Raw genomic sequence first — 19,702 nt, 5'->3', positions numbered from 1 at the left:
AATCGGGTTACTGCCGTTACTGTACCTAGCTGAAAATAATGGTGGAAGGTTTGTCCGATGGCAGGCGGCTCGGCGAATCAGTGCGCCTGCTGAAACCTGCCTTAACAAACTGGAACAGATCACTCTGAGTGGTCCGTGGATAATCCTCACCAACGGAAATTCCCTGGAGAGTTCGGAAAATGAATGTCTTGAGTAAAGTGAAAATACGCTCGCGCTTGCTGGTGGCAGTACTGGTGCCAGTACTCGTTACGGCGGCAACATTGGCGTGGATCACCGCCAGTCAGATTCAGGCCAATGGTGAAGATGAGCTCAAGCGTCTTGAGAACAGCCTCCTGGAAGCACGGAAGGCTGGTTTACAGAACCTCATTGATGCCGCAGAGGCCGTGGTTCTGGAGGCCAAGAATGACCCATCGATGACGGAGGCGGAAGCGAAGGAGGCGGCAGCGGCGCGCCTGCGCTCGATCCGTTTTGATGAGACGAACTACGTGTTCGCCTATACCAGGGATGTATACAACCTGGCCTATGCTCCGGACCCTTCCAAGGAAGGACCGACCAAGAATCCGGTTGTCAGGGGGTTGGTGGCCGATCTGTTCGCCGCTGCCCGCGGTGAGGGCTTCTACGGCTATAACTGGATGAACCCTGCCTCCGGCAATGAAGAACCCAAGATGTCCTATTCCACCATTATCCCGGACTGGGACTGGATGATCGGTGCTGGTGTCTACATTACCGATATTGACCGGCAGGTCGCTGCTGCTCGCGAGGACATTGAGGCGGGTATGGCGGAGGCCTTGGGCTTTATCCTTCTGGTGACGGTTGTGGTTGTCGTAATCGCTTTGGTGATCGGCGTATTCGTTGGCCGTAGCGTGACCCGGCCGCTGAAGAACGTCAGCAACATGATGCAGGAAATTGCTGATGGTGAGGGCGATCTCCGCCAGCGGTTGCCGGATGAGGGTACCGACGAGCTGGCCGAGCTCGGTCGTCGTTTCAATGCCTTTGTTGTGAAGATTCAGGACACCATGCGAGAAGTTGGCGCCACCACGGATCAGGTGGCGTCCGCGGCGGAAGAGCTCAGCCGGGTCGCGAATGAAACCCGGGCCTCGGTTCAGGAACAGGGCTCCGAGACTGACCAGATTGCCTCTGCGATCAATGAAATGGCCGCGACCATCCAGCAGATTTCCGGCAATGCCAATGAGGTTGAGAGCTCGGCCTCGGACGCCGACCGCATGGCCCGTGAGGGTGGCGAAACCATTAGCAGTGCCCAGGGCGCGGTGAACAAGCTGTCCGAGGAGATCGAGGACACGGCCCGCAGTATCAACGCCCTTGCGGAAAAATCCGATGAGATCCAGCAGGTACTGGATGTCATCCATGCGGTAACTGAACAGACCAACCTGCTGGCTCTCAATGCCGCGATTGAGGCAGCCCGGGCCGGCGAGCATGGTCGTGGGTTCTCGGTGGTTGCTGATGAAGTACGCCAGCTTGCAAAACGCAGCGCTGAGTCCGCTGATCAGATTCGTACCATGATTGACGGCTTTGTTACTGAATCCAAGGCATCGGTGGAGCGGATGAACAAATCACGCAACCGTTCAACGGAAACGGTCGAAAGGATCAATCATGCAACCAGCGCGCTGCGAACCATCGAGACCTCGGTTGGCAAGATTCATGATCAGGTAACCCAGATTGCAACAGCCTCGGAGCAACAAAGCCAGGTTGCCGAAGAGATCAACCAGAACGTCGTGCGGATCGTTGATGCTGCCCAGCGCAGTGATACTGGCGTAACCCAGACCAACGAGGCCAGCCACGAACTGGCGCGTCTGGGTGAGAGCTTGCGGGATCTGGTAGGGCAGTTCAAAGTCTGAGCGCGGCTCATGGTGTTCTGCCGATTGGCGGAACACCATGAGGAAGCTATGATGGTCACGCGAAAGAAATACCTGTTTTCATACCAACAATAATGGAAGCCAACACAATGACAATCCGGAAAACACTGCTTGCGGCCGTGGCCGCTGCAGCGACTGTGTTCAGCGTGTCCTCGGTGGCCGAGGAAAACTATACCTTGCGCCTTGCGCAAACCTGGGGGCCCAACTCTCCGGTACTGGGAGAGACAGTTCAGCATATGGCGGACATGGCAGAAACCATGTCAGACGGCCGCTTGCAGATTCGCATAGATCCGTCCAACAAGCACAAGGCGCCTTTCGGGATTTTTGATCTGGTGCGCAATGGCCAGTACGACATGGGCCATACCGCGTCCTATTACTACAAGGGCTCTATCCCGAACGCCATGTACTTCACCACCATTCCGTTCGGGCTGATCGCGCCCGAGATGTACGCCTGGTTCTACCACGGTGAGGGCATGGAGCTGATGCAGAAGGTGTATGAGCCCTACGGCATGCTCTCCTTCCCGGGTGGTAATACCGGTAATCAGATGGGTGGCTGGTTCCGCAAGGAGATTAACTCCCTTGAAGACCTCAAGGGCCTGAAGATGCGCACCCCCGGTTTTGCCGGCGAGGTTATGTCTGAACTGGGCGTTGCCGTGACCAACCTGCCGCCAGGTGAGCTCTATACTGCCCTCGAGCGTGGCACCGTGGACGCCGTTGAGTGGGTCGGCCCTGCCCTCGATTTCCAGATGGGCTTTCATCAGATCGCCAAGTACTACTATTCGGGTTGGCAGGAGCCGGGCGCGGAAGTCCAGTTCCTTATCAACAAGAAGACCTGGGAAGAGCTGCCAAAGGATCTGCAGGAGATCCTGCGGGTTTCCATGCGCACCGCTGCCTATGACATGTACATCCAGAGCACCCACCAGAGTGGTGTCGCCTGGGATCGCATGAAAGAAGACTATCCGGATGTGACTCACAAGGTATTCCCGCCGGAAGTCATTGATGCCCTGCGCAGCACCACTAACCGGTTGCTGGCCGAAGCCGCTGAGAAAGATCCGCTGGCGAAGGAAATTATCGATTCACAGCGTGACTACCTCAAGCAGGTTCGTCAGTGGACCAACATTTCCGACAAGGCCTATCTGAACAGTGTGGCTGAAGACTGAAGCCTGACAATACCTGAGAGCCCGTCGAAGGCTTGAGGGCTTTGTCAGTCAAAGGGGCGCCGGGGCTGTAATACTCCGGCGCCCCTTTTTGTTTGCGTCGGTTTCTGGAAAAATAGGCCGCTCATTCTTTGGGCAGCGCCGATGAAACAGACACTGCTATCCCTGAGCAATCTTTCCAAGCAATTCGGTGGCAAAACGGTGCTCGACGGTCTGGATCTTGAGATCTACGACGGCGAGTTCATTACCCTGTTGGGGCCTTCTGGTTGCGGTAAGACTACGCTGCTGCGCCTGATGGCGGGCTTTGAGCATCCTGACGAGGGCACCATTACCCTGGCGGGAGAAAATCTCACTCACACCGCCCCGGAAAACCGGCCGCTGAATACCGTTTTCCAGCACTACGCGCTGTTCCCCCACATGTCAGTGTTCGACAACGTGGCCTACGGCCTGAAGATGGAAAAACGTCCCAAGGACGAGATTCGCCAGCGTGTCGATGAAGCCCTGGCCATGGTGCAGTTGCAGGATTTTGCCCGGCGCAAACCCCATCAGTTGTCCGGCGGACAGCAGCAGAGGGTCGCCATTGCCCGCGCGGTGGTCAAACGCCCACGCCTGCTACTGCTGGATGAACCCCTTTCGGCCCTCGATTACAAACTGCGTCGCACCATGCAGGTGGAGCTGAAGCGACTGCAGAGAGAGCTCGGCATCACCTTTGTCTTTGTGACCCACGATCAGGAAGAGGCGCTGTCGATGTCGGATCGGGTGGTGGTGCTCAAGGATGGCCTCGTTCAGCAACTGGGAACGCCCCGGGAAGTCTATGAGCGACCGGCGAATCTGTTCACCGCGCGGTTTGTGGGTGAGACGAACTTTTTTCCGGGCACCGTTGAGTCGGTTCAGGACGGTTCCATTACGGTGGATGTGTTTGGCCTCAAGCGAACACTGCGTCGTCCGGATTTTCCGGTGCAGGCCGAGCAGTCCCTGCATGTCCTGCTGCGACCGGAAGATATCCGGGTTCTCGAGCCTGACGACGAGAACGGCGTCGCAGGCAAGATTGTCGAGCGCAATTACAAGGGCAGCACGCTGGATTCGGTCATCCATCTCGCCGATGGCACCGAAGTTCTGGCCAGTGAATTCTTTGATGAAGATGACCCGGCGTTTGATTACCGGCTTGGAGAGCCCGTAAAAGTCAGCTGGGTTGATGGTTGGGAATGGCTGCTTCCAGAAGAAGCCAGCCAGAGGAGCGAAGAGGAACTGCCGGCCGATGCATAGCATTATGCAGCAGCCGTTCAAAAACGCTGTCCTGATTCTGGTCTGGGGCTGGCTCCTGTTCCTGGTACTGGCGCCGAATCTACTAGTGGTAGGCGCCAGTGTCATGACCCGTGACCCGGTCTCGTTTCTGTCGCTGCCCCTGAACCTGGATGCCTATCGCCAGCTGTTTGATCCGCTGTATCTGGACGTCTTCCTGCATTCCCTGTACATGGCGGCGATGACCACGCTGGTGTGTTTGCTGATTGGCTATCCGTTTGCCTGGGCCCTGTCCAAAGTGGGCAAGCAACGTCAGCTGGTCCTGATCTTCCTTCTGATCGTGCCGTTCTGGACCAACTCTCTGGTGCGCACCTACGCACTGAAGCTGATCCTCGCCACCAATGGGCTGCTGAACAGCGCCTTGATGTCGATCGGGCTTATCGATGAGCCGCTGCAGCTGCTTTACACCGAGGGCGCAGTGATCATTGGCCTGGTGTATCTGCTGTTGCCGTTCATGATCCTGCCACTGTATTCGGTGTTTGAGGATCTGAAGCAGGAGCTGCTACTGGCTTCTCATGATCTGGGCGCGGGTCGGCTTTCCACCTTTGTGCACGTAATAGTGCCGCTCACATTGCCCGGAGTGCTGGCCGGCGTGATGCTGGTCTTGCTGCCGGCCATGGGCCTGTTCTTCGTTCCGGATATTCTGGGCGGTTCAAGAAACCTGCTGGTAGGCAACGTGATCAAGAACCAGTTTCTCGATGCCCGCAACTGGCCTTTCGGGGCTGCCGCCAGCATCGTGCTGACCGTGACCATGGCGTTTCTGATGTTTGCCCACCGGTTGAGCAAGCGGCGTATCGGTGAGGAGGGCGCGTGATGACGAAGTGGCTGCCCCGAACCTATCTCACACTGGTCTACCTCCTGCTTTATGTTCCCATCGTGGTGCTGGTGGTGTTCTCGTTCAACGAGTCCCGCACCGGCTATGCCTGGGGTGGCCTCAGCCTGCGCTGGTACGAATCGCTGTTTAACAACCGGGCCATGGTCACCGCCATGTGGAATTCGCTCTGGCTGGCGCTGTCTGCGGCCACTGTGTCCACGGTGATAGGTGCCCTGACCGCCCTGGCCCTGCACCGGTACCGGTTCCGGGGCAAAAAGCTGCTGAACGGCATGCTGTTTGTGGTGATGATGTCTCCAGAGATTGTCTTGGCGATCTCCCTGCTGGCCCTGTTCCTTCTGGTAGGGCTGCAGCTGGGTTACGTTTCCCTGCTGCTGGCCCATGTCACCTTCTGTCTGCCGTTTGTGGTGATCACGGTCATGGCCCGGTTGAGTGGTTTCGACGAGAGCCTGCCCGAGGCAGCCCGGGATCTGGGCGCTTCTGATTTCACGATGACCCGCACAGTGTTGATCCCGGTGATCATGCCGGCGTTACTGGCAGGTTGGCTGCTAGGGTTTACACTGTCCCTCGATGATGTGGTGGTCAGTACGTTTGTCAGTGGCCCCAGCTATGAAATTCTGCCCCTTCGCATTTACTCCATGGTGCGTGTGGGCCTGAAACCCGAGGTGAATGCCCTGGGCACACTGTTGCTGGTGTTTTCACTGGTTATGCTGATGTTGTCTCAATGGATTCTGATAAGGAGCAAACGATGAAGAAACTGGCACTTGCCGGCTTGCTGGCGGTGGGGTTAACGGGGTGCAGTTCCGAGGAGCCCCAGGTTCTTAACCTCTATAACTGGTCTGAGTACATGCCTCAGGAAGTCCTAGACCGTTTCACCGAGGAAACCGGCATCCAGGTGGTCTACACCACCTACGACAGTAACGAGGCCATGTATGCCCGTTTGAAACTGCTGGACGACAGTGCGGCTTATGACCTTGCGGTGCCGTCGACCTATTACGTCAGCAAAATGCGCCAGGAAGACCTGCTGCTACCGATTGATCGCAGCAAGATCGAGGGCTTCGATAACCTGGATCCGGAGCTGGTAAACCTGGATATCGACCCGGAGAACCAATTCTCCGTGCCTTATCTCTGGGGCACCACGGGTCTGGCCGTGGATACTGCAGATATCGAAGGTGAGCCTGTTACTGCCTGGGAAGACCTGTGGGAAGATCGCTTCGATGGCCGGGTGATGCTCACCAACGACATGCGGGAAGTTTTCCACGTTGGCCTGCGGGTGCTGGGCTATTCCGGCAACAGCACCAATCCGGACGAGATCGAGGCAGCCTATGAAAAGCTTGCCGAGCTGATGCCTTCGGTTCGCACCTTCAACTCCGATGCGCCCCGCATGCCCTACCTGGAAGGTGAGGCCGACGTGGGCATGATCTGGAACGGCGAGGCCGTTATGGGCAAGGACACCATGGAGTCGCTCGAATATGTGTATCCGGAAGAGGGTATCATTGCCTGGCTGGACAGCTTCGTTATTCCGAAAAACGCCAAGAATCCGGAAGCGGCCCATCAGTTCATCAGTTTCGTGCTGCAACCTGAAATCTCTGCGCTGATCAGTGAGGAAATCGGTTACGCCACACCAAACCTGGCGGCGCGGGATCTGTTGCCGGACGAGGTTGCGAATAACCGTGCGAGCTATCCGAACGCCACCGATATGATCAATGCCGAGTTCCAGACCGATATCGGCGACGATGCCCTGCAGGTGTATGCCAAATACTGGGAAATGTTGAAGTCCGGTCGCTAAGGGCGCGGATACTGCATCGCGCTACGGAAAACGGAGGCTTCGGCCTCCGTTTTTTCGTACCGGGTTTCACAAAACTGCAATACATGGTCTATAACTTCCTGATAACAAATGGTTAGCAAACTCTTGAACTTGCCATCAGTAAGGACACGTTATGATCATGCCCTCTCGCTCGACACGGAACCGTGCTTTTTTGCTGTCTGCAGCCCTGGCCTCTGGCAGCTTCTCTGCCAACACCCTGGCTGAAGAGCTGCGCCTGATTACCTGGGGTGGCTATGCTCCCGACGATGTGGTCGCCCAGTTTGAGGAGGAGACCGGCATCGATGTGAAAGTAACCCTCTCCAATAACGAGGACATGATCTCCAAGCTCCGAGCCACTGGCGGAGCGGGTTTTGATCTTGCCCAGCCTAGCCAGGACCGCATTGTTGGCGTGCAGCGCCAGTTCAACATCTATAAGCCTATTGATTTCAGCCGCGTTAACACCGATCAGTTGCAGCCGTCCATGGTCAAGGCGACCCAGGACTCCACTGAACTGGATGGCAAGTTTTATGGGGTGCCTTCGGTGTGGGGAACCAGTGGTCTGATCGTCCACAGCTCGGTGGCCGATACCGTAACTGATTATATCGACCTCTGCGATACCGCTGTTGAAGGCCAGGTCAGCTACCGACTCAAGCGGCCCACCCTGATCGGTTTTGCCTTTGCCATGGGGATGGACCCGTTTGCGGCCTATGACAATCGCGACGAGTACGAGACCATCATGACAAAGGTTGAGGACAAGCTGATTGACTGCAAGAGCAATGTGAAAACCTACTGGACCGGCGGCGACCAACTGCTGGCCCTGCTGCGCACCGGTGAAGTGAAAGCGGCCATGGCCTGGGATGCCGGCGGTTGGAAGCTCAACGCTGAAAACCCGGACATCCGGTTTGTGGCTCCCGAATCCGGTGCCCTGGGCTGGATTGATACCTTTGCGATTCCACGTCGCAGCGAGAACGAAGAAGCCGCCTACAAGTGGATCAATTTTGTGATGCAGCCGGAGATTGCGGCCCGTATCACCAATGCATCGGGCAACTTCACCGCCTCTAAAGGTGCCGATGAGTTTGTCAAAGCCGATCTCCGGGACGCTTACCGCGAAAGCTTTGATGACGCCGCCATCAACAATATCAAGTGGTATCCGCCGGTTCCGCCAGGGCTGGAAACCATGGAAGGTCAGGTGCTGGATCGCGTCCAGGCCGCGAACTGATTCCCATGGGAATGGATTCGGACCTGTTCTGTGAGGGACTGGTCCGCCGGTTCGGCAGCAATGCCGCGGTGGATCATGTGTCCTTGGACGTGCCTGCGGGCACGTTTTTCTCGATTCTGGGACCCTCCGGTTGCGGCAAGACCACGTTGTTGCGACTCCTCGCCGGGTTCGATAAACCCGATCAGGGAGACATCCACATCCGTGGCCAGCGTATGAACGATGTGCCCCCCAACCGTCGACCGGTGAACATGGTGTTCCAGCATCTGGCCCTGTTTCCCACCATGACGGTCGGTGACAACATCGCCTATGGGCTGAAGCGCCGGAAAATGCCTCTGGTAGAGCGGCGAAAGCGCATTGCCCGGGTGCTGGAGCAGGTGGGGCTGCCAGATCTGGAACACCGTAACCCCCAGGAGTTGTCCGGTGGCCAGCGACAGCGGGTGGCCCTGGCGCGCTGCCTGGTACTGGAGCCCACGCTCCTGCTACTCGACGAACCCCTCGGCGCCCTTGACCTGAAACTCCGTGAGCAGATGAAGGTGGAGCTCAAACACCTCCAGAAACAGTTCGGCACTACCTTCGTGTACATCACCCACGACCAGTCGGAAGCCATGGTAATGTCGGACCAGGTGGCCGTCATGCGGGACGGTCGATTCGATCAGGTCGCGCCGCCGGAAGAGCTCTATCGGGAACCGGCGACCCCGTTTGTAGCGGGATTCGTTGGCGATAATAACCGTCTGTCGGGAGAGCTTGTCTCGGTTCGCGACAACCTGGCCGAACTCCGTCTGGATGATGGTGTACTGGTTCAGGGCAGAGTGGCATCGGACAACCTTCAGGCTGGCCACCGGGCTGAACTGTACATCCGGCCTGAATCTCTGGTTCTCTCCGGGGATGCGCTCAGTTCCGGATTCTCGTCGATGCAGGCGAAAGTGCGAACCACCCTGTTCGATGGCGCCAATAGTCGGGTCGAGGCTGAGACCTGCGGGCAACCGGTTTATGCCCGCCTGCCTCAGGATGGCTCGGCACCAAGGCTGTCTGTCGATAGTTCCATCCGGCTGGCCTGGAACCCGTCATTGGCCAGGGTCTTTGGAGCCGAGAGCCTGTGAGGTCCTCAGTCAGTCGCCTATCGCTCTGGTTATTGCTTACCCCGTTCCTGCTCTGGATCGTTTTGCTGGTGCTGCTGCCCCACCTGCAGATGCTACGGGTATCTTTCTTGGTCCGGGAAAGCTGGGACACCCTTGCCTGGGGCCTTGAGCAGTATCAGAACTTCTTTACCGAATCCTATTACTGGCGGACCTTTGTACGCACCGGGGTGATGTCGCTGTTCACGACCTTTCTGACGCTGATCATCGCCTTCCCCATTGCCTGGTATATTGCACGACTAGCCCGGGGCCGCTCCAAGGGCTTCCTGTTTCTGGCCTGCCTGATCCCATTCTGGGCGAGTGAGTTGGTACGTACTTACGGTTGGATGATTCTGCTGCGCGAAAGTGGGCTGTTCAGTTCCTGGCTTCAGGCCCTGGGCTGGGCGGATGGCCCGGTGGAGATGCTCTACAACGATGTGGCGGTCATCATCGGGCTTGTCTACAACGGCCTTCTGTTCATGGTTGTCCCACTGGTGACAACCCTTGATGGCATGGATGAAAACCTGGTGGAAGCCGGTTACGACCTGGGTGGCGGTCACGGCACTGTGTTGCGCGAAATTGTGGTGCCCTGGGCCATGCCCGGTATCGTTTCCGGATGCATCGTGGTGTTCATGCTCACTCTTGGCAGCTATCTGACGCCGGTACTCATGGGGGGCAAGGACAGCGCCTGGTTTACCGAGCAAATCTTCACCCAGTTTATCACCCGTTTTAACTGGGAGCAGGGGGCTGCACTTGGTGTGCTGCTATTGGTCCTGTCGTCGGTCATCGTGTGGCTGGGGCTGAAGATCTCGGGTCAATCGCTGCGCAAGGTGATGGGATGACGTCATGATTAGTTCGGTTCCCCGCTCCCGGCTCTTCGATAGCCTCTATCTGGCCTATCTGGTGGCATTTTTCGTGTATCTGGCCTTACCCCTGGTGGTCACCGCCGTGTTTGCCTTCAACGATGCGCCTTTTCCGTCGCTGCCATGGAAAGGCTTTACCCTGGACTGGTATTTTGCCGATGGCAGTGAGGGCCGCACCGGGCTTTTCCACGACGATGGTCTGCTCACAGCGCTCTGGGTCAGTGCCAAGATCGCCTTCTGGGTGACTCTGGTGAGCGTCGCCCTGGGGTGCGTCAATGCCGTGCTGTTTGAACGGGTACAGTTCCGGGGCAAGGAGTTCCTGTACCTGCTCATGTTGCTGCCACTGGTGATTCCCGGGGTCATTCTGGGGGTATCCATTCTGGTGTTCTACAGTGGTATGGCCAATGATGTTTCATCGGCCTGGGGTATCGAGCTGGATCTTTTCCGGCCTGGTATGACCCTCGTGGTGATGGGGCAGGTCACTTTCATCGCGACCCTGAGCACCTTGGTGATTGCGGCCCGGTTACGCAAGTTTGATCCCCAGCTGGAAGAAGCTGCCCTGAACCTGGGCGCTACGCCACTGGTGGCCTGGTTTACCGTAACCTTGCCCTGGCTTTTGCCGTCCATTTTCGGGGCTGCCGCCATGGCCTTCCTGATGTCATTTGAAAACTTCAATACCACCGTTATGCTCACAGGTAGTGACACGCCGTTGACGGTGGCATTGTTCAACCGTCTTCGGGAGGGGTCGACGCCCGTGCTCAATGCGGTGGCCCTGCTGCTGATGGTTGGATCCGCACTGTTGGCATTGCTGGTGATGGGGCGTTCCTCACGTTAACGTTATCCGCCGCGCAGACGGGCAGCGAGACCGGACTCAACAGACAGCCGTCGGGAGGTCTCATGAAGTTCATTTTCGAAGTGCACATCCGGGAGGGGCACACCGCTGAGGAATACGCGGATGCCTGGGTCAGAGCCAGCGAAATCATTCAGCAGGCGCCCGGAGCTCGGGGTACCGAATTGCATCGCAAGATTGGCGACCCCAATACGCTGATTGCAATTGCCTCCTGGGAGAGCAAAGAACAGCGCGACGCCATGGAGGGGCAGCACAACCCCGACGTGGCCGCCATCATCCGGAGTGCGGCGCCCTTTGTCGATATCAAGCCCATTGGTGAGTTTGAAGACCCGGAATGGGTGGTGAAGCCCAAAAAAGACTGATTAGCAGGCGAAGCAGCCCCCACCTTTTCAGGGCGCTGGGCTATAATCAACTCTCATCGCCAGATAACGCGGGTTCGCTTTCCTGATGTCATTGATAAGCCTGCTGCGCCTCTCAAGTGCGCTGCTCCTGGTTTTCCTTATGCCCGCGTTGGCCAACGGTGCATCGCAGCCGGTAACTCAGGGTTGGGAATACCGCTGGGGCGACTCTCCGTTTACCTCCGAAGGTGTTCCCCAGTGGGTGTTGCAGGATGCGCCGGAAAAGTGGACCAGCATTGGCTTCCCGTCCAACCCTCCTGGCCGCGAAGGTCGTGAAAACGTCTGGTTCCGGGTGACTTTGCCCGCAGGGGAGTGGCAGGAGCCCGTTCTTTATATCTTCAGTGTCGATCTGATCGTGCAGGTCTGGGTCGACGGCGAGAAAATCTACCAGTATGGAGAGTTCGACGCCGAGGGTCGTGGCCGCTTTGAGGGCTGGCCTTGGCATGAAATCTTCCTGCCTGAGGGGTATGAGGGCAAGCCCGTATACTTCCGTGTGTTCTCCAACTACACAGACATTGGGCTGTGGGGGGAAGTCTCCATCATGGACCACCCGGACCTGGTGTTGTACATCCTCAAGAATTCCCTCGAAGCTCTCGCAATCGCAGGCTTCGCTACCCTGATTGCGCTGCTGGCGATCATTTTTGCGTTACTCCAGACGGAAAAGAAGACGTTTGCCAGTATTTCACTGTTCACCCTCGCTTCGGCCCTGATGCTGGTATCAGAAAGCCAGGCCAGTCTGCTGATTGCCTATCAGCCGTTGATGTGGGATTACCTGGCCGCCGGTTCCTACTACATGCTGCCGGTAGCGCTGGCGCTTCTGCTCGAACAATGGCTGACAAATCATCGCCCCTGGTTAATCAACCTGATCTGGAAGGTTCATCTGGTGTATCTCGTCGGTGCATTGCTCGGCGCGCTTGCTGGCGTGTTTGATCTGTCCTCGACATTCCCGCCATTCGATGCCCTGTTCCTTGTTTCTCTGGTTATCATTTTTGCCGTGGTGCTGCGTCGTATCCGTCGGATGTTGCGGGAACAACAGATACTGCTACTGGCCTTTGGCATTTTCTGTGGCTTGCTGATTGTAGATATGGCAGTTGCCCACGGGGTACTGCCCTGGGGACGGGTGCCGGTTAGCTGGGGTATGCTCCTGTTCTCCCTGGCCGTGGTGGTTATCTCTCTGTGGCACTATGCGGGAACCCAGGAAGCGCTGAAGCGGTTGAACGTGTCTCTGGAGGAAAAGGTGGCTGAACGTACCGCCAAAGCAGAGGCACTGGCCCGGCGTGAGCAGGCACGGGTCCGGATGCTGACCTTCGAAAACGAGAAAAACAGGATTCTGGGCGACGTTCTTACCGAACTCCAGGACTGTCTGGGCCTGAAGCAGGCGTTCGGTTTGCTTGTACGGGCGCTCCCGGATATCTGCAGCCCACTGAAAGGCGCCTTCTATCAAAGGGGGTCAAGCGACCGGTACGATCGCGTCGCTGTCTGGGGATTCAGCCGCCCGGTCCCTCTGCCGGTGTTGCTGGACGCCCGCAAAGGTCTGCCGGAACCCTCCAGGCTGCCGCAACTGAGACAGTGGCATGGCGCCGAAGGGGTGGATAGAGAAGTCGAGAGTGCCACGCTTTGCTTCTGGGTGAACGTGGAGTCAGCCAGCGCGGGTAACGTCACTGAAGGCATTCTGCTGCTGGAGGGGGATGGCGTTTTCGATAACGCAGAGAGCGAGTATGGTTCGGCCCGTCTTTTAGCGGCACTGGATCAGGCCATTCAGAGAATCAGTATTACTCTCTCCAGCATTGCTCTTCGGGAAGAGTTGCAGAAGTTTTCGTACGAGGATGGACTAACCGGGCTTAAAAACCGCCGCTACTTTGATCAGCTTTTCGAGCATGAGAGCGCTGTTGCACAGCGCAACGATCTTCCGCTGTCGCTGTTGATCATCGATATCGATCACTTCAAGAAGTTCAACGATACTCACGGTCATGAAGCTGGAGATAATGCCCTCAAAATAGTTGCGGGCATCCTGCAAAAGCAGTTCCGTGAGAGTGATCTTGTTTGCCGCTATGGCGGTGAAGAGTTCGTGGTGGTGATGCCGGGAGCCACATCAGAAGCGGCAATGGATAAGGCAAGCCAGCTCAGTAGCGCAGTGAGGGACGTGGCGATCATTCATCGGGAGAAAGATCTTGGCGCACTGACAGTCTCGGTGGGTGTTGCCAGTTGGCCGGAAAGTGGCGAGAAACCGTTGCAGATTCTGACCCTGGCCGACAGGGCGCTCTACCGCGCCAAGGAAGCCGGCCGTAACAGGGTCGAAGTTTTTGGTTAGACGGTTAAACCACAAGAACCGGGCATTTCGCGTGAGATGCTACCCGATGCGAAACACTGCCCAGAAACAGGCCATCCTTGTCACTGTGCGTACCCTTGGTACCGATGACGATCAGATCCACCCCTTTGTCCTTGGCAAAATCGACAATGACCTTCGAAGGCTTGCCTGCTTTAACGAAGCCTCTGACGTTTTTGCCGCCGCGCTCCGCAGCCAGTTGTTTCGCGTGATTCACCACGTCCTTGGCGTACTCCGAAAGCACTTTATCCGGGATGTCCATTTCAGCCGGCCGTCCGATCGACAGGGATGCCTCAAAGAGGCTGTGATGCTTGTACACGCAAAGCAGGTAGATCTCTGCATCCGTCAGTTCTTGTAGCTCAATAGCCTTGCTCAAGGCCTCGAAGGAGGTCATTGAACCGTCTACTGCCACCAGAATCCGTTTGAACATGTCGCTCTCCTTTGTATTCACCCTCCAGGGTGGTCAGATCACCTGAAGGCCAGGTCGCGCAGGAACAATGCTATTTGCGGGAACGCAATCAAAAGCCCGGCAGCAGCTATCAGCATGAATACGAACGGCGGCGTGCCCCGAATAACCTCCAGGTAGGGGCGCTTGAAAATCGCAATGGCAGTGAAGATGTCACAGCCGAACGGCGGTGTCGCCGAGCCGATGGCCACCTGCAGGGTGATCAGCACACCGACCAGGACCGGGTCCAGGCCTGAAGCCTGGATTGCTGGCGCGAAGATTGGTGTCAGCACCAGAATCACCACGATCGGATCCACGAACATACAGGCAATAAAGAAGGCGACACAGATGGTAATCATCACGCCAACCGGTCCCATGTCGCTGATCCCGACTGAATCCAGAATCGCCTGGGGAATCTGGGCAAAGGATATAATCCAGGAGAAGCCGGTGCCCACGGCGACCAGGATAAACACGACTGCGGTGATCAGGCCGGTGGACTTTGCAATCCGGTAGATGTCAGCAAGCTTCAGTGATCGGAACACCACGAATTCCAGCAGGAAAGCGTAGAGCACGCAGACGGCCGCCGCCTCTGTCGGGCTGAAGATGCCACCGTAGATCCCGCCGACGATAATGACCGGGAAGAATAGCGGCCATAAGGCCTCCCGCATGGCCACGGCTCGCTGGCCCCAGGTGGACTTCTCCTCGGTGGGAAGTTTGTTGACATGGGCGTAGATCAGGCAATAGATCGAGAACATGATCAAAATCATGATGCCAGGCCCGATACCGGCAATGAACAGTTCCGCAATGGAGGTCTCGGAGATAACCCCGTAGATGATGAAACCGATGCTGGGCGGGATCAAAAAGGCAATGTCGCTGGAGTTGATAATCAGTGCCAGCGAAAACGAATCCGAATAGCCGGCTTTCAGCAGTTTTGGCCGCAGGGAGGAGCCAACAGCCACGACCGTGGCCTGGGTAGACCCGGACACAGCACCGAACAGGGTGCATGAAGTGGCGGTGCTGATGGCCAGACCGCCTTTTACGTGGCCGATGAACGCCATGACCATGTTGATCAGCCGGTCAGCCGATTGACCGCGGGTCATGATGTCCGCCGCCAGAATAAACATCGGCACAGCAATCAGTGAGGCGGGCCGGATACCGCCCATCATCTGCTGGACGAAGGTGCCCATCTGGCCGAAGCCATCGAACATCATTACAAAGCCGACCACCGCACCTGTGATCAGCGGAACCATCATCGGGAAGCCCAGCAGCAGCAACCCGATCATGATCAACATCATTATAGTTGCCATGATTTCCTATCCTTCCTTAACGTCAGCTGCAGGGTTCATACTTCCGATTCTGTATCCGCGTAGCCGTCGACAACCCCAGTGGAAAGATAAACATCCTTGCTGGTGAAGTTCTTGATGGCCGTCAGGAGGTACTGAATACCTGTAATGGCAAAACCGATCGGGACCCAGATATAAATCCACCAGATCTCAAAGCCCAGGGCGGGCAGAATACGCCCACGACTGTAAAGAGTTTCGATGTATCCGAAGGAGTGGTAGCAAAGAAAGAACATCACAAGAGACGTGAACAGGGCGATGATGATCATCAAAACCTTGCGGCCCTTGACTGGCAGTGCGTCGTAGATTGCGGACATCCGGATGTGCCTGCCGTGGCGGGCTGCATAGCCGATGCCGGCAAAGGTGATGAGTATAATCAGGATCCGGTTGATTTCACCTGAGAAAAAGAGGCCTTCACCGAATACATACCGCGCAATGACATTCACACAGGTATTGATTGCCATCAGGATGACGCCAGCGGCCAGCATGAACGCCTCGACCTTGGCAATGATTTCATCGATGGTCCCCAGAAATCCGGGCAGGCCGGACTCGTAGGTGCCGGTGTCGTCTTCAAGATCCGGGGAATTCTCGGACATGGGGTCTGCTCCAGAGCATGTCGCTCCCTGCCGGTAGGGAATCCCCGGCGGGGCGGGGTTAGCACAGCTGCCCGCCGGCCGGAGCCGGCGGGAGTGGTTCCTCTAGTCTTAGTTGTTCTGAACTGCTTCCAGGTCTGCTTTGAACTGGTTCAGCAGTTCTTCGCCACTGTCGCCAGTCATTTCGATGAACTTCTCTTCCACCTGGGGCGCACGGGCCTTGAAGGCTTCGATCTGTTCGTCGTTCAGACGGGTGACGGTGACTTCATCGCTGGCTTTCTGGATCTTGGCCAGGGCTTCGTCTGCCAGACCGTCGATGTGCACAATGATTTCTTCAAAGGCAAAGTCTGCAGCGTCCTGAACCAGTTTCTTGTCGGCGTCAGACAGGCCATTATAGAAATCCTGGTTGGCCATCATGGCAGTGGTGAACCAGCCGTGCTTGGTGAAGACCAGGTTCGGGGACACTTCATAAAGACCGCCGGACTCGATCCAGAAGATCGGGTTTTCCTGCCCCTGGATCATGTTGGTCTGCAGCGCACCATAGACTTCACCCCAGGGCAGCGGGGTCGGTGTCGCGCCGAAGGCAGAATAGGTTTCTGACAGAAGCGGGTTGGTCATGACCCGGATCTTCTTGTTGTTGAAGTCCTCGGGCTGGGTGACCGGCTCATCAACCGTTACAACCATTTCCCCTTCCGGATACATCTTGAGAAGCTCCAGACCCTTCTCTGCGTAAAGCTCCGGGAAGTCTTCATTGATGGCTTTACTGGTGCGGAAGAATTCGATCACCGTATCCATGTCGGTCGGCATCAGGTAAGGAATAAAGAAGATCTGCGCTTCCGGAATCAGGGAGCCTGTAAAGCCGGGCGACTGGTTAACAAAGTTCAGGATGCCTGCCTGGGTTTGCTCCATGATGTCGTCAGACTCACCCAGCTCGCCGAAACGGTATACCTGCAGGGTGTGGTCAGAGTTATCCTCAATGTATTCCTTGAACTTGTAGGCGAATACGTCCTGAACGTCTCCTTCGTACTCTTCGTGCGCATAGCGCCAGTTAGCGGCGTTTACCGAGTTCGCCATGGTCATCGCAGCGAATGCGAACGCTGAAATTCCGGCCAGTTTCTTGAACTTACTCATGCTGCTCATCGGGTTTTCTCCGTTCGTTTTTTTGCTGAAATTTATTGTTACATTAATAAAGACTGGCAAAACAAAGTGGTTTTCGCAAGAAAATGGCCAAAACAATCGTTTCAGCAGAGATGGTTTTGACCGTTTCGCAAGTTCATGAAATCACGGTCGATTCATATCTGAAAGGCAGGTTTGAAGGAATTCGCGGAACTCACTGACGACCCGATCAAGACTGTTTTCCAGTCGGTGCCCATCCGGCAGGACAAGAATCGGAAGGCCCTGATCACGGGCCAGATCAAGCACCGGCGCTACCGGTACCACGTCGTCATCCCAACCATGAATGATCTGACGGTGGTCCGCCTGGATCAGCGGGCTGGATTGGGGATACCGGGCCATCGCCAGGGCTGGCGCCAGCATGAAGCATCCCAGAACAGGCGTTTCCGAGGATGTCTGTGCGCAGACCCAGCCCCCCATGCTCGAACCGGCAAGGATGGTGTTTTCCGGCTTGGCATTGCATTCAGCCATTGCCTCGCGCATCTGGGCCAGCCGTGTCGCTGGATCCCGGGTGCTGCTGTGATCAATCGCGTGGGCCTGAATGCCCGGAAAGGTTTCCGACTCGGCTTTCATGGCCTGGATCTTGGTGCTGCCAGGGCCGCTCTCCAGGCCGTGGGAAAGGAAGACGTGGATCGGGGTGTCTGTCATGATGAATGTTGCTCCGGTGCTGAACGCTTTAATCACCTGAATGATGAGCAGCAGGGCCTGCTCTGTCCACCGTGCTGGCTGAGCCATCGGTCCGGTTGCGGCGTATAAATGAAACTTAGTTGAACAGGGAATCCGGATCCATGAAACAGGTAAAACGAGGTCTGATAATTACCGCTTTGATTCTCGGTCTTTCAGGAGCGCAGGTAGTCATGGCGGACAGTTGTCCGGCGTTTCTCGATCATGAACAACGCAAGCTTCACTCAACAGACACGGTAAACCTGTGTGATCTCGCGGCTGGCAAACCCATGCTGGTGGTCAACACCGCCAGCCGTTGCGGATACACAGGGCAGTTCGAGGGGCTCGAGGCCCTGCACAAACAGTATTCGGAGAAAGGGCTGGTTGTGGTCGGCTTCGCCAGCGACGATTTCCGGCAGGAGGCAGATTCCGAAGCCGAGGCGGCCACCGTCTGTTTCAAGAACTTCGGAGTGACCTTCACCATGATCGCACCAGGAGCGGTGACCGGAGCCGAGGCCAACCCGGTGTTCCGGGCCATCAATGAGCAGAGCCAACCCCCGCGCTGGAACTTCACCAAGTATGTGATTGATCGTTCCGGCACGGTCGTCGACTCCTTTCCGAGCCGGGTGCGCCCACAGGATCCGGAGCTGATCGACGCGGTGGAATCTGTGCTTTAGGACAATGCCAGCCCGGCATTTCTGGTTTGCGCCAGGATGTCGAGCGCATGCCGGCGCCTCTCGGGGTCGTAGATATCCACCGTGAACATCAGCTCCTCGACCTCAATGTCCGAGAGAATTTGTCGCAGCTGTCTCCCGATCGTTTCGGCATCGCCAAGCAATTGCAGACCCAGAAAATCCTTCACACTGGCTTTCTCGCCTGCGTTCCAGAGCCCGTCCATGCTGTTTACAGGCGGTTTCATCCACAGCGGTTGTCCGCGGAAGAGGGCGAGAATGCGCTGATAGCTGGTGGTAGCCAGAAACTCTGCCTCCTGAATGGAATCGGCCGGGACGGCTGGCAGGGCAAGCATGGCATAGGGTTGTTCAAGTGTTTCCGAGGGCTGGAAGTTGTCGCGGTAAACTTTGAGCGCTTCCCTGTAGAGCCGGGGTGCGAAATGTCCGGCGAAGGCATAGGGCAGGCCGCGCATGGCGGCCAGCTGGGCGCTGTAAAGGCTTGATCCCAGCAGCCAGAGTGGCACATTGGTGCCTGCACCGGGAATGGCCTTCACGGGCTGCCCTGGCTGCAGGGGGCCAAGCAGGGACTGAAGCCGGGCGACATCCTCAGGAAACTGTTCAGCACCCAGGCCGTCGCGCCTCAGGGCCCGCGCGGTCACCGGGTCAGTGCCCGGCGCGCGGCCCAGTCCAAGGTCAATCCGCCCCGGGTACAGACTCTCCAGTGTTCCGAATTGCTCGGCAATGACCAGTGGCGGGTGGTTGGGCAGCATGACACCACCGGAACCGACCCGAATAGACTTCGTTTTGCCTGCGATGTGTCCGATCAGGACAGACGTCGCGGAGCTGCTGATGCCTTCCATGTTGTGATGCTCGGCCAGCCAGAAGCGCTTGAAACCGAGTTTCTCGGCCCGTTGGGCATAGGCCACGCTGTTGGCAAGCGTGGTGCCTACCGAGTCGCCCTCGCGGACGGAGGCCAGTTCGAGCAGCGAGTAATCTGGACAGTCAGGCATGGAGCTCCCGCAGTAAAAGTGGAATTCGAGAGATAGAAAACATGGTGTCTGCGGGCGCCTGTTT

At 57.0% G+C, this 19,702-nt stretch carries 19 protein-coding genes; 13 read left to right on the top strand and 6 right to left on the bottom strand.

All coding sequences use genetic code 11. The features are described from left to right. Positions 1–179: 179 nt before the first annotated feature. From EDB94_RS08060 to EDB94_RS08005, 12 genes are all read left to right on the top strand, one after another. The gene (locus EDB94_RS08060) at positions 180–1,856 is read left to right on the top strand and encodes a methyl-accepting chemotaxis protein (RefSeq protein WP_108018050.1); all 1,677 of its coding nucleotides are present in this window, start codon (positions 180–182) and stop codon (positions 1,854–1,856) included. Positions 1,857–1,963: 107 nt separating this feature from the next. Then, positions 1,964–3,034 carry a TRAP transporter substrate-binding protein gene (locus tag EDB94_RS08055; RefSeq protein WP_172835828.1) on the top strand — a complete coding sequence of 357 codons (1,071 nt, stop codon included), beginning with the start codon at positions 1,964–1,966 and terminating at the stop codon, positions 3,032–3,034. A 141-nt stretch (positions 3,035–3,175) separates the two neighbouring features. Next, a complete protein-coding gene (gene potA / locus EDB94_RS08050; RefSeq protein WP_108018049.1) occupies positions 3,176–4,297 on the top strand; it encodes a spermidine/putrescine ABC transporter ATP-binding protein PotA in 1,122 nt (373 codons plus the stop codon). Then, positions 4,290–5,147 carry a spermidine/putrescine ABC transporter permease PotB gene (gene potB / locus EDB94_RS08045; RefSeq protein WP_041645954.1) on the top strand — a complete coding sequence of 286 codons (858 nt, stop codon included), beginning with the start codon at positions 4,290–4,292 and terminating at the stop codon, positions 5,145–5,147. Before potA ends, potB begins: the two co-directional genes overlap by 8 nt. After that, on the top strand, positions 5,147–5,917 hold the full coding sequence (gene potC / locus EDB94_RS08040) for a spermidine/putrescine ABC transporter permease PotC (protein WP_041645956.1): 771 nt from the start codon (positions 5,147–5,149) through the stop codon (positions 5,915–5,917). The genes potB and potC overlap by 1 nt, the downstream gene beginning before the upstream one ends. Continuing rightward, positions 5,914–6,954 (top strand): extracellular solute-binding protein, encoded by a 1,041-nt coding sequence (locus EDB94_RS08035; RefSeq protein ID WP_014579176.1) that lies wholly within the window; start codon positions 5,914–5,916, stop codon positions 6,952–6,954. The genes potC and EDB94_RS08035 overlap by 4 nt, the downstream gene beginning before the upstream one ends. Positions 6,955–7,111: 157 nt before the next feature. Continuing rightward, on the top strand, positions 7,112–8,191 hold the full coding sequence (locus EDB94_RS08030; protein WP_404935309.1) for an extracellular solute-binding protein: 1,080 nt from the start codon (positions 7,112–7,114) through the stop codon (positions 8,189–8,191). Between the two features lie 5 nt (positions 8,192–8,196). Further along, positions 8,197–9,291 carry an ABC transporter ATP-binding protein gene (locus EDB94_RS08025; protein ID WP_108018047.1) on the top strand — a complete coding sequence of 365 codons (1,095 nt, stop codon included), beginning with the start codon at positions 8,197–8,199 and terminating at the stop codon, positions 9,289–9,291. Further along, positions 9,288–10,148, top strand: a complete 861-nt coding sequence (locus EDB94_RS08020; RefSeq protein ID WP_041645960.1) for an ABC transporter permease — start codon at positions 9,288–9,290, stop codon at positions 10,146–10,148. Before EDB94_RS08025 ends, EDB94_RS08020 begins: the two co-directional genes overlap by 4 nt. Positions 10,149–10,152: 4 nt before the next feature. Further along, positions 10,153–11,004 (top strand): ABC transporter permease, encoded by an 852-nt coding sequence (locus tag EDB94_RS08015; RefSeq protein ID WP_108018046.1) that lies wholly within the window; start codon positions 10,153–10,155, stop codon positions 11,002–11,004. A gap of 62 nt (positions 11,005–11,066) precedes the next feature. Next, positions 11,067–11,381 carry an antibiotic biosynthesis monooxygenase gene (locus EDB94_RS08010; protein WP_062783081.1) on the top strand — a complete coding sequence of 105 codons (315 nt, stop codon included), beginning with the start codon at positions 11,067–11,069 and terminating at the stop codon, positions 11,379–11,381. An 85-nt stretch (positions 11,382–11,466) separates the two neighbouring features. Next, positions 11,467–13,728 carry a diguanylate cyclase gene (locus EDB94_RS08005; RefSeq protein WP_108018045.1) on the top strand — a complete coding sequence of 754 codons (2,262 nt, stop codon included), beginning with the start codon at positions 11,467–11,469 and terminating at the stop codon, positions 13,726–13,728. A gap of 4 nt (positions 13,729–13,732) precedes the next feature. Here EDB94_RS08005 and EDB94_RS08000 read toward each other — a convergent pair whose 3' ends face one another. The 5 genes from EDB94_RS08000 to EDB94_RS07980 form a co-directional block, all read right to left on the bottom strand. Continuing rightward, the gene (locus tag EDB94_RS08000; protein WP_008177208.1) at positions 13,733–14,173 is read right to left on the bottom strand and encodes a universal stress protein; all 441 of its coding nucleotides are present in this window, start codon (positions 14,171–14,173) and stop codon (positions 13,733–13,735) included. A 38-nt stretch (positions 14,174–14,211) separates the two neighbouring features. Continuing rightward, positions 14,212–15,495 (bottom strand): TRAP transporter large permease, encoded by a 1,284-nt coding sequence (locus EDB94_RS07995; RefSeq protein ID WP_108018044.1) that lies wholly within the window; start codon positions 15,493–15,495, stop codon positions 14,212–14,214. A gap of 35 nt (positions 15,496–15,530) precedes the next feature. After that, complete coding sequence (locus EDB94_RS07990) at positions 15,531–16,124, bottom strand: TRAP transporter small permease (RefSeq protein WP_008177210.1); 594 nt, start codon at positions 16,122–16,124, stop codon at positions 15,531–15,533. A 108-nt stretch (positions 16,125–16,232) separates the two neighbouring features. Continuing rightward, entirely contained in the window at positions 16,233–17,261 is a 1,029-nt protein-coding gene (dctP, locus tag EDB94_RS07985; RefSeq protein WP_041645964.1) for a TRAP transporter substrate-binding protein DctP, read from the bottom strand. A gap of 141 nt (positions 17,262–17,402) precedes the next feature. Continuing rightward, on the bottom strand, positions 17,403–18,029 hold the full coding sequence (locus EDB94_RS07980; RefSeq protein ID WP_014579187.1) for a YqiA/YcfP family alpha/beta fold hydrolase: 627 nt from the start codon (positions 18,027–18,029) through the stop codon (positions 17,403–17,405). A 53-nt stretch (positions 18,030–18,082) separates the two neighbouring features. Here EDB94_RS07980 and EDB94_RS07975 point away from each other — a divergent pair, with 53 nt between their 5' ends. Further along, the gene (locus EDB94_RS07975; protein ID WP_041645966.1) at positions 18,083–18,634 is read left to right on the top strand and encodes a glutathione peroxidase; all 552 of its coding nucleotides are present in this window, start codon (positions 18,083–18,085) and stop codon (positions 18,632–18,634) included. Here the strand turns inward: EDB94_RS07975 and EDB94_RS07970 are convergent. Continuing rightward, positions 18,631–19,638: an LLM class flavin-dependent oxidoreductase gene (locus tag EDB94_RS07970; protein WP_041645967.1), complete on the bottom strand. Its 1,008-nt coding sequence runs from the start codon at positions 19,636–19,638 to the stop codon at positions 18,631–18,633. The two genes, EDB94_RS07975 and EDB94_RS07970, sit on opposite strands and share 4 nt — an antisense overlap. Positions 19,639–19,702: the final 64 nt, after the last annotated feature.

It is taken from the genome of Marinobacter sp. 3-2 (genome assembly GCF_003751355.1).
Taxonomy (GTDB): Bacteria; Pseudomonadota; Gammaproteobacteria; order Pseudomonadales; family Oleiphilaceae; genus Marinobacter; species Marinobacter adhaerens.
This window is presented reverse-complemented; position numbering and strand designations above follow the sequence as displayed.

What these genes read in the sequence shown, in the direction of transcription:
- EDB94_RS07970 (WP_041645967.1), bottom strand. Translation starts at nt 19,638, where the DNA reads ATGCCTGACTGTCCAGATTACTCGCTGCTCGAACTGGCCTCCGTCCGC.
- EDB94_RS08030 (WP_404935309.1), top strand. Translation starts at nt 7,112, where the DNA reads ATGCCCTCTCGCTCGACACGGAACCGTGCTTTTTTGCTGTCTGCAGCC.
- EDB94_RS08015 (WP_108018046.1), top strand. Translation starts at nt 10,153, where the DNA reads ATGATTAGTTCGGTTCCCCGCTCCCGGCTCTTCGATAGCCTCTATCTG.
- EDB94_RS08010 (WP_062783081.1), top strand. Translation starts at nt 11,067, where the DNA reads ATGAAGTTCATTTTCGAAGTGCACATCCGGGAGGGGCACACCGCTGAG.
- EDB94_RS08035 (WP_014579176.1), top strand. Translation starts at nt 5,914, where the DNA reads ATGAAGAAACTGGCACTTGCCGGCTTGCTGGCGGTGGGGTTAACGGGG.
- EDB94_RS08005 (WP_108018045.1), top strand. Translation starts at nt 11,467, where the DNA reads ATGTCATTGATAAGCCTGCTGCGCCTCTCAAGTGCGCTGCTCCTGGTT.
- potC (WP_041645956.1), top strand. Translation starts at nt 5,147, where the DNA reads ATGACGAAGTGGCTGCCCCGAACCTATCTCACACTGGTCTACCTCCTG.
- EDB94_RS08025 (WP_108018047.1), top strand. Translation starts at nt 8,197, where the DNA reads ATGGGAATGGATTCGGACCTGTTCTGTGAGGGACTGGTCCGCCGGTTC.
- EDB94_RS07980 (WP_014579187.1), bottom strand. Translation starts at nt 18,029, where the DNA reads ATGGCTCAGCCAGCACGGTGGACAGAGCAGGCCCTGCTGCTCATCATT.
- potB (WP_041645954.1), top strand. Translation starts at nt 4,290, where the DNA reads ATGCATAGCATTATGCAGCAGCCGTTCAAAAACGCTGTCCTGATTCTG.
- EDB94_RS08000 (WP_008177208.1), bottom strand. Translation starts at nt 14,173, where the DNA reads ATGTTCAAACGGATTCTGGTGGCAGTAGACGGTTCAATGACCTCCTTC.
- dctP (WP_041645964.1), bottom strand. Translation starts at nt 17,261, where the DNA reads ATGAGCAGCATGAGTAAGTTCAAGAAACTGGCCGGAATTTCAGCGTTC.
- EDB94_RS07995 (WP_108018044.1), bottom strand. Translation starts at nt 15,495, where the DNA reads ATGGCAACTATAATGATGTTGATCATGATCGGGTTGCTGCTGCTGGGC.
- EDB94_RS08055 (WP_172835828.1), top strand. Translation starts at nt 1,964, where the DNA reads ATGACAATCCGGAAAACACTGCTTGCGGCCGTGGCCGCTGCAGCGACT.
- EDB94_RS07975 (WP_041645966.1), top strand. Translation starts at nt 18,083, where the DNA reads ATGAAACAGGTAAAACGAGGTCTGATAATTACCGCTTTGATTCTCGGT.
- EDB94_RS07990 (WP_008177210.1), bottom strand. Translation starts at nt 16,124, where the DNA reads ATGTCCGAGAATTCCCCGGATCTTGAAGACGACACCGGCACCTACGAG.
- EDB94_RS08060 (WP_108018050.1), top strand. Translation starts at nt 180, where the DNA reads ATGAATGTCTTGAGTAAAGTGAAAATACGCTCGCGCTTGCTGGTGGCA.
- potA (WP_108018049.1), top strand. Translation starts at nt 3,176, where the DNA reads ATGAAACAGACACTGCTATCCCTGAGCAATCTTTCCAAGCAATTCGGT.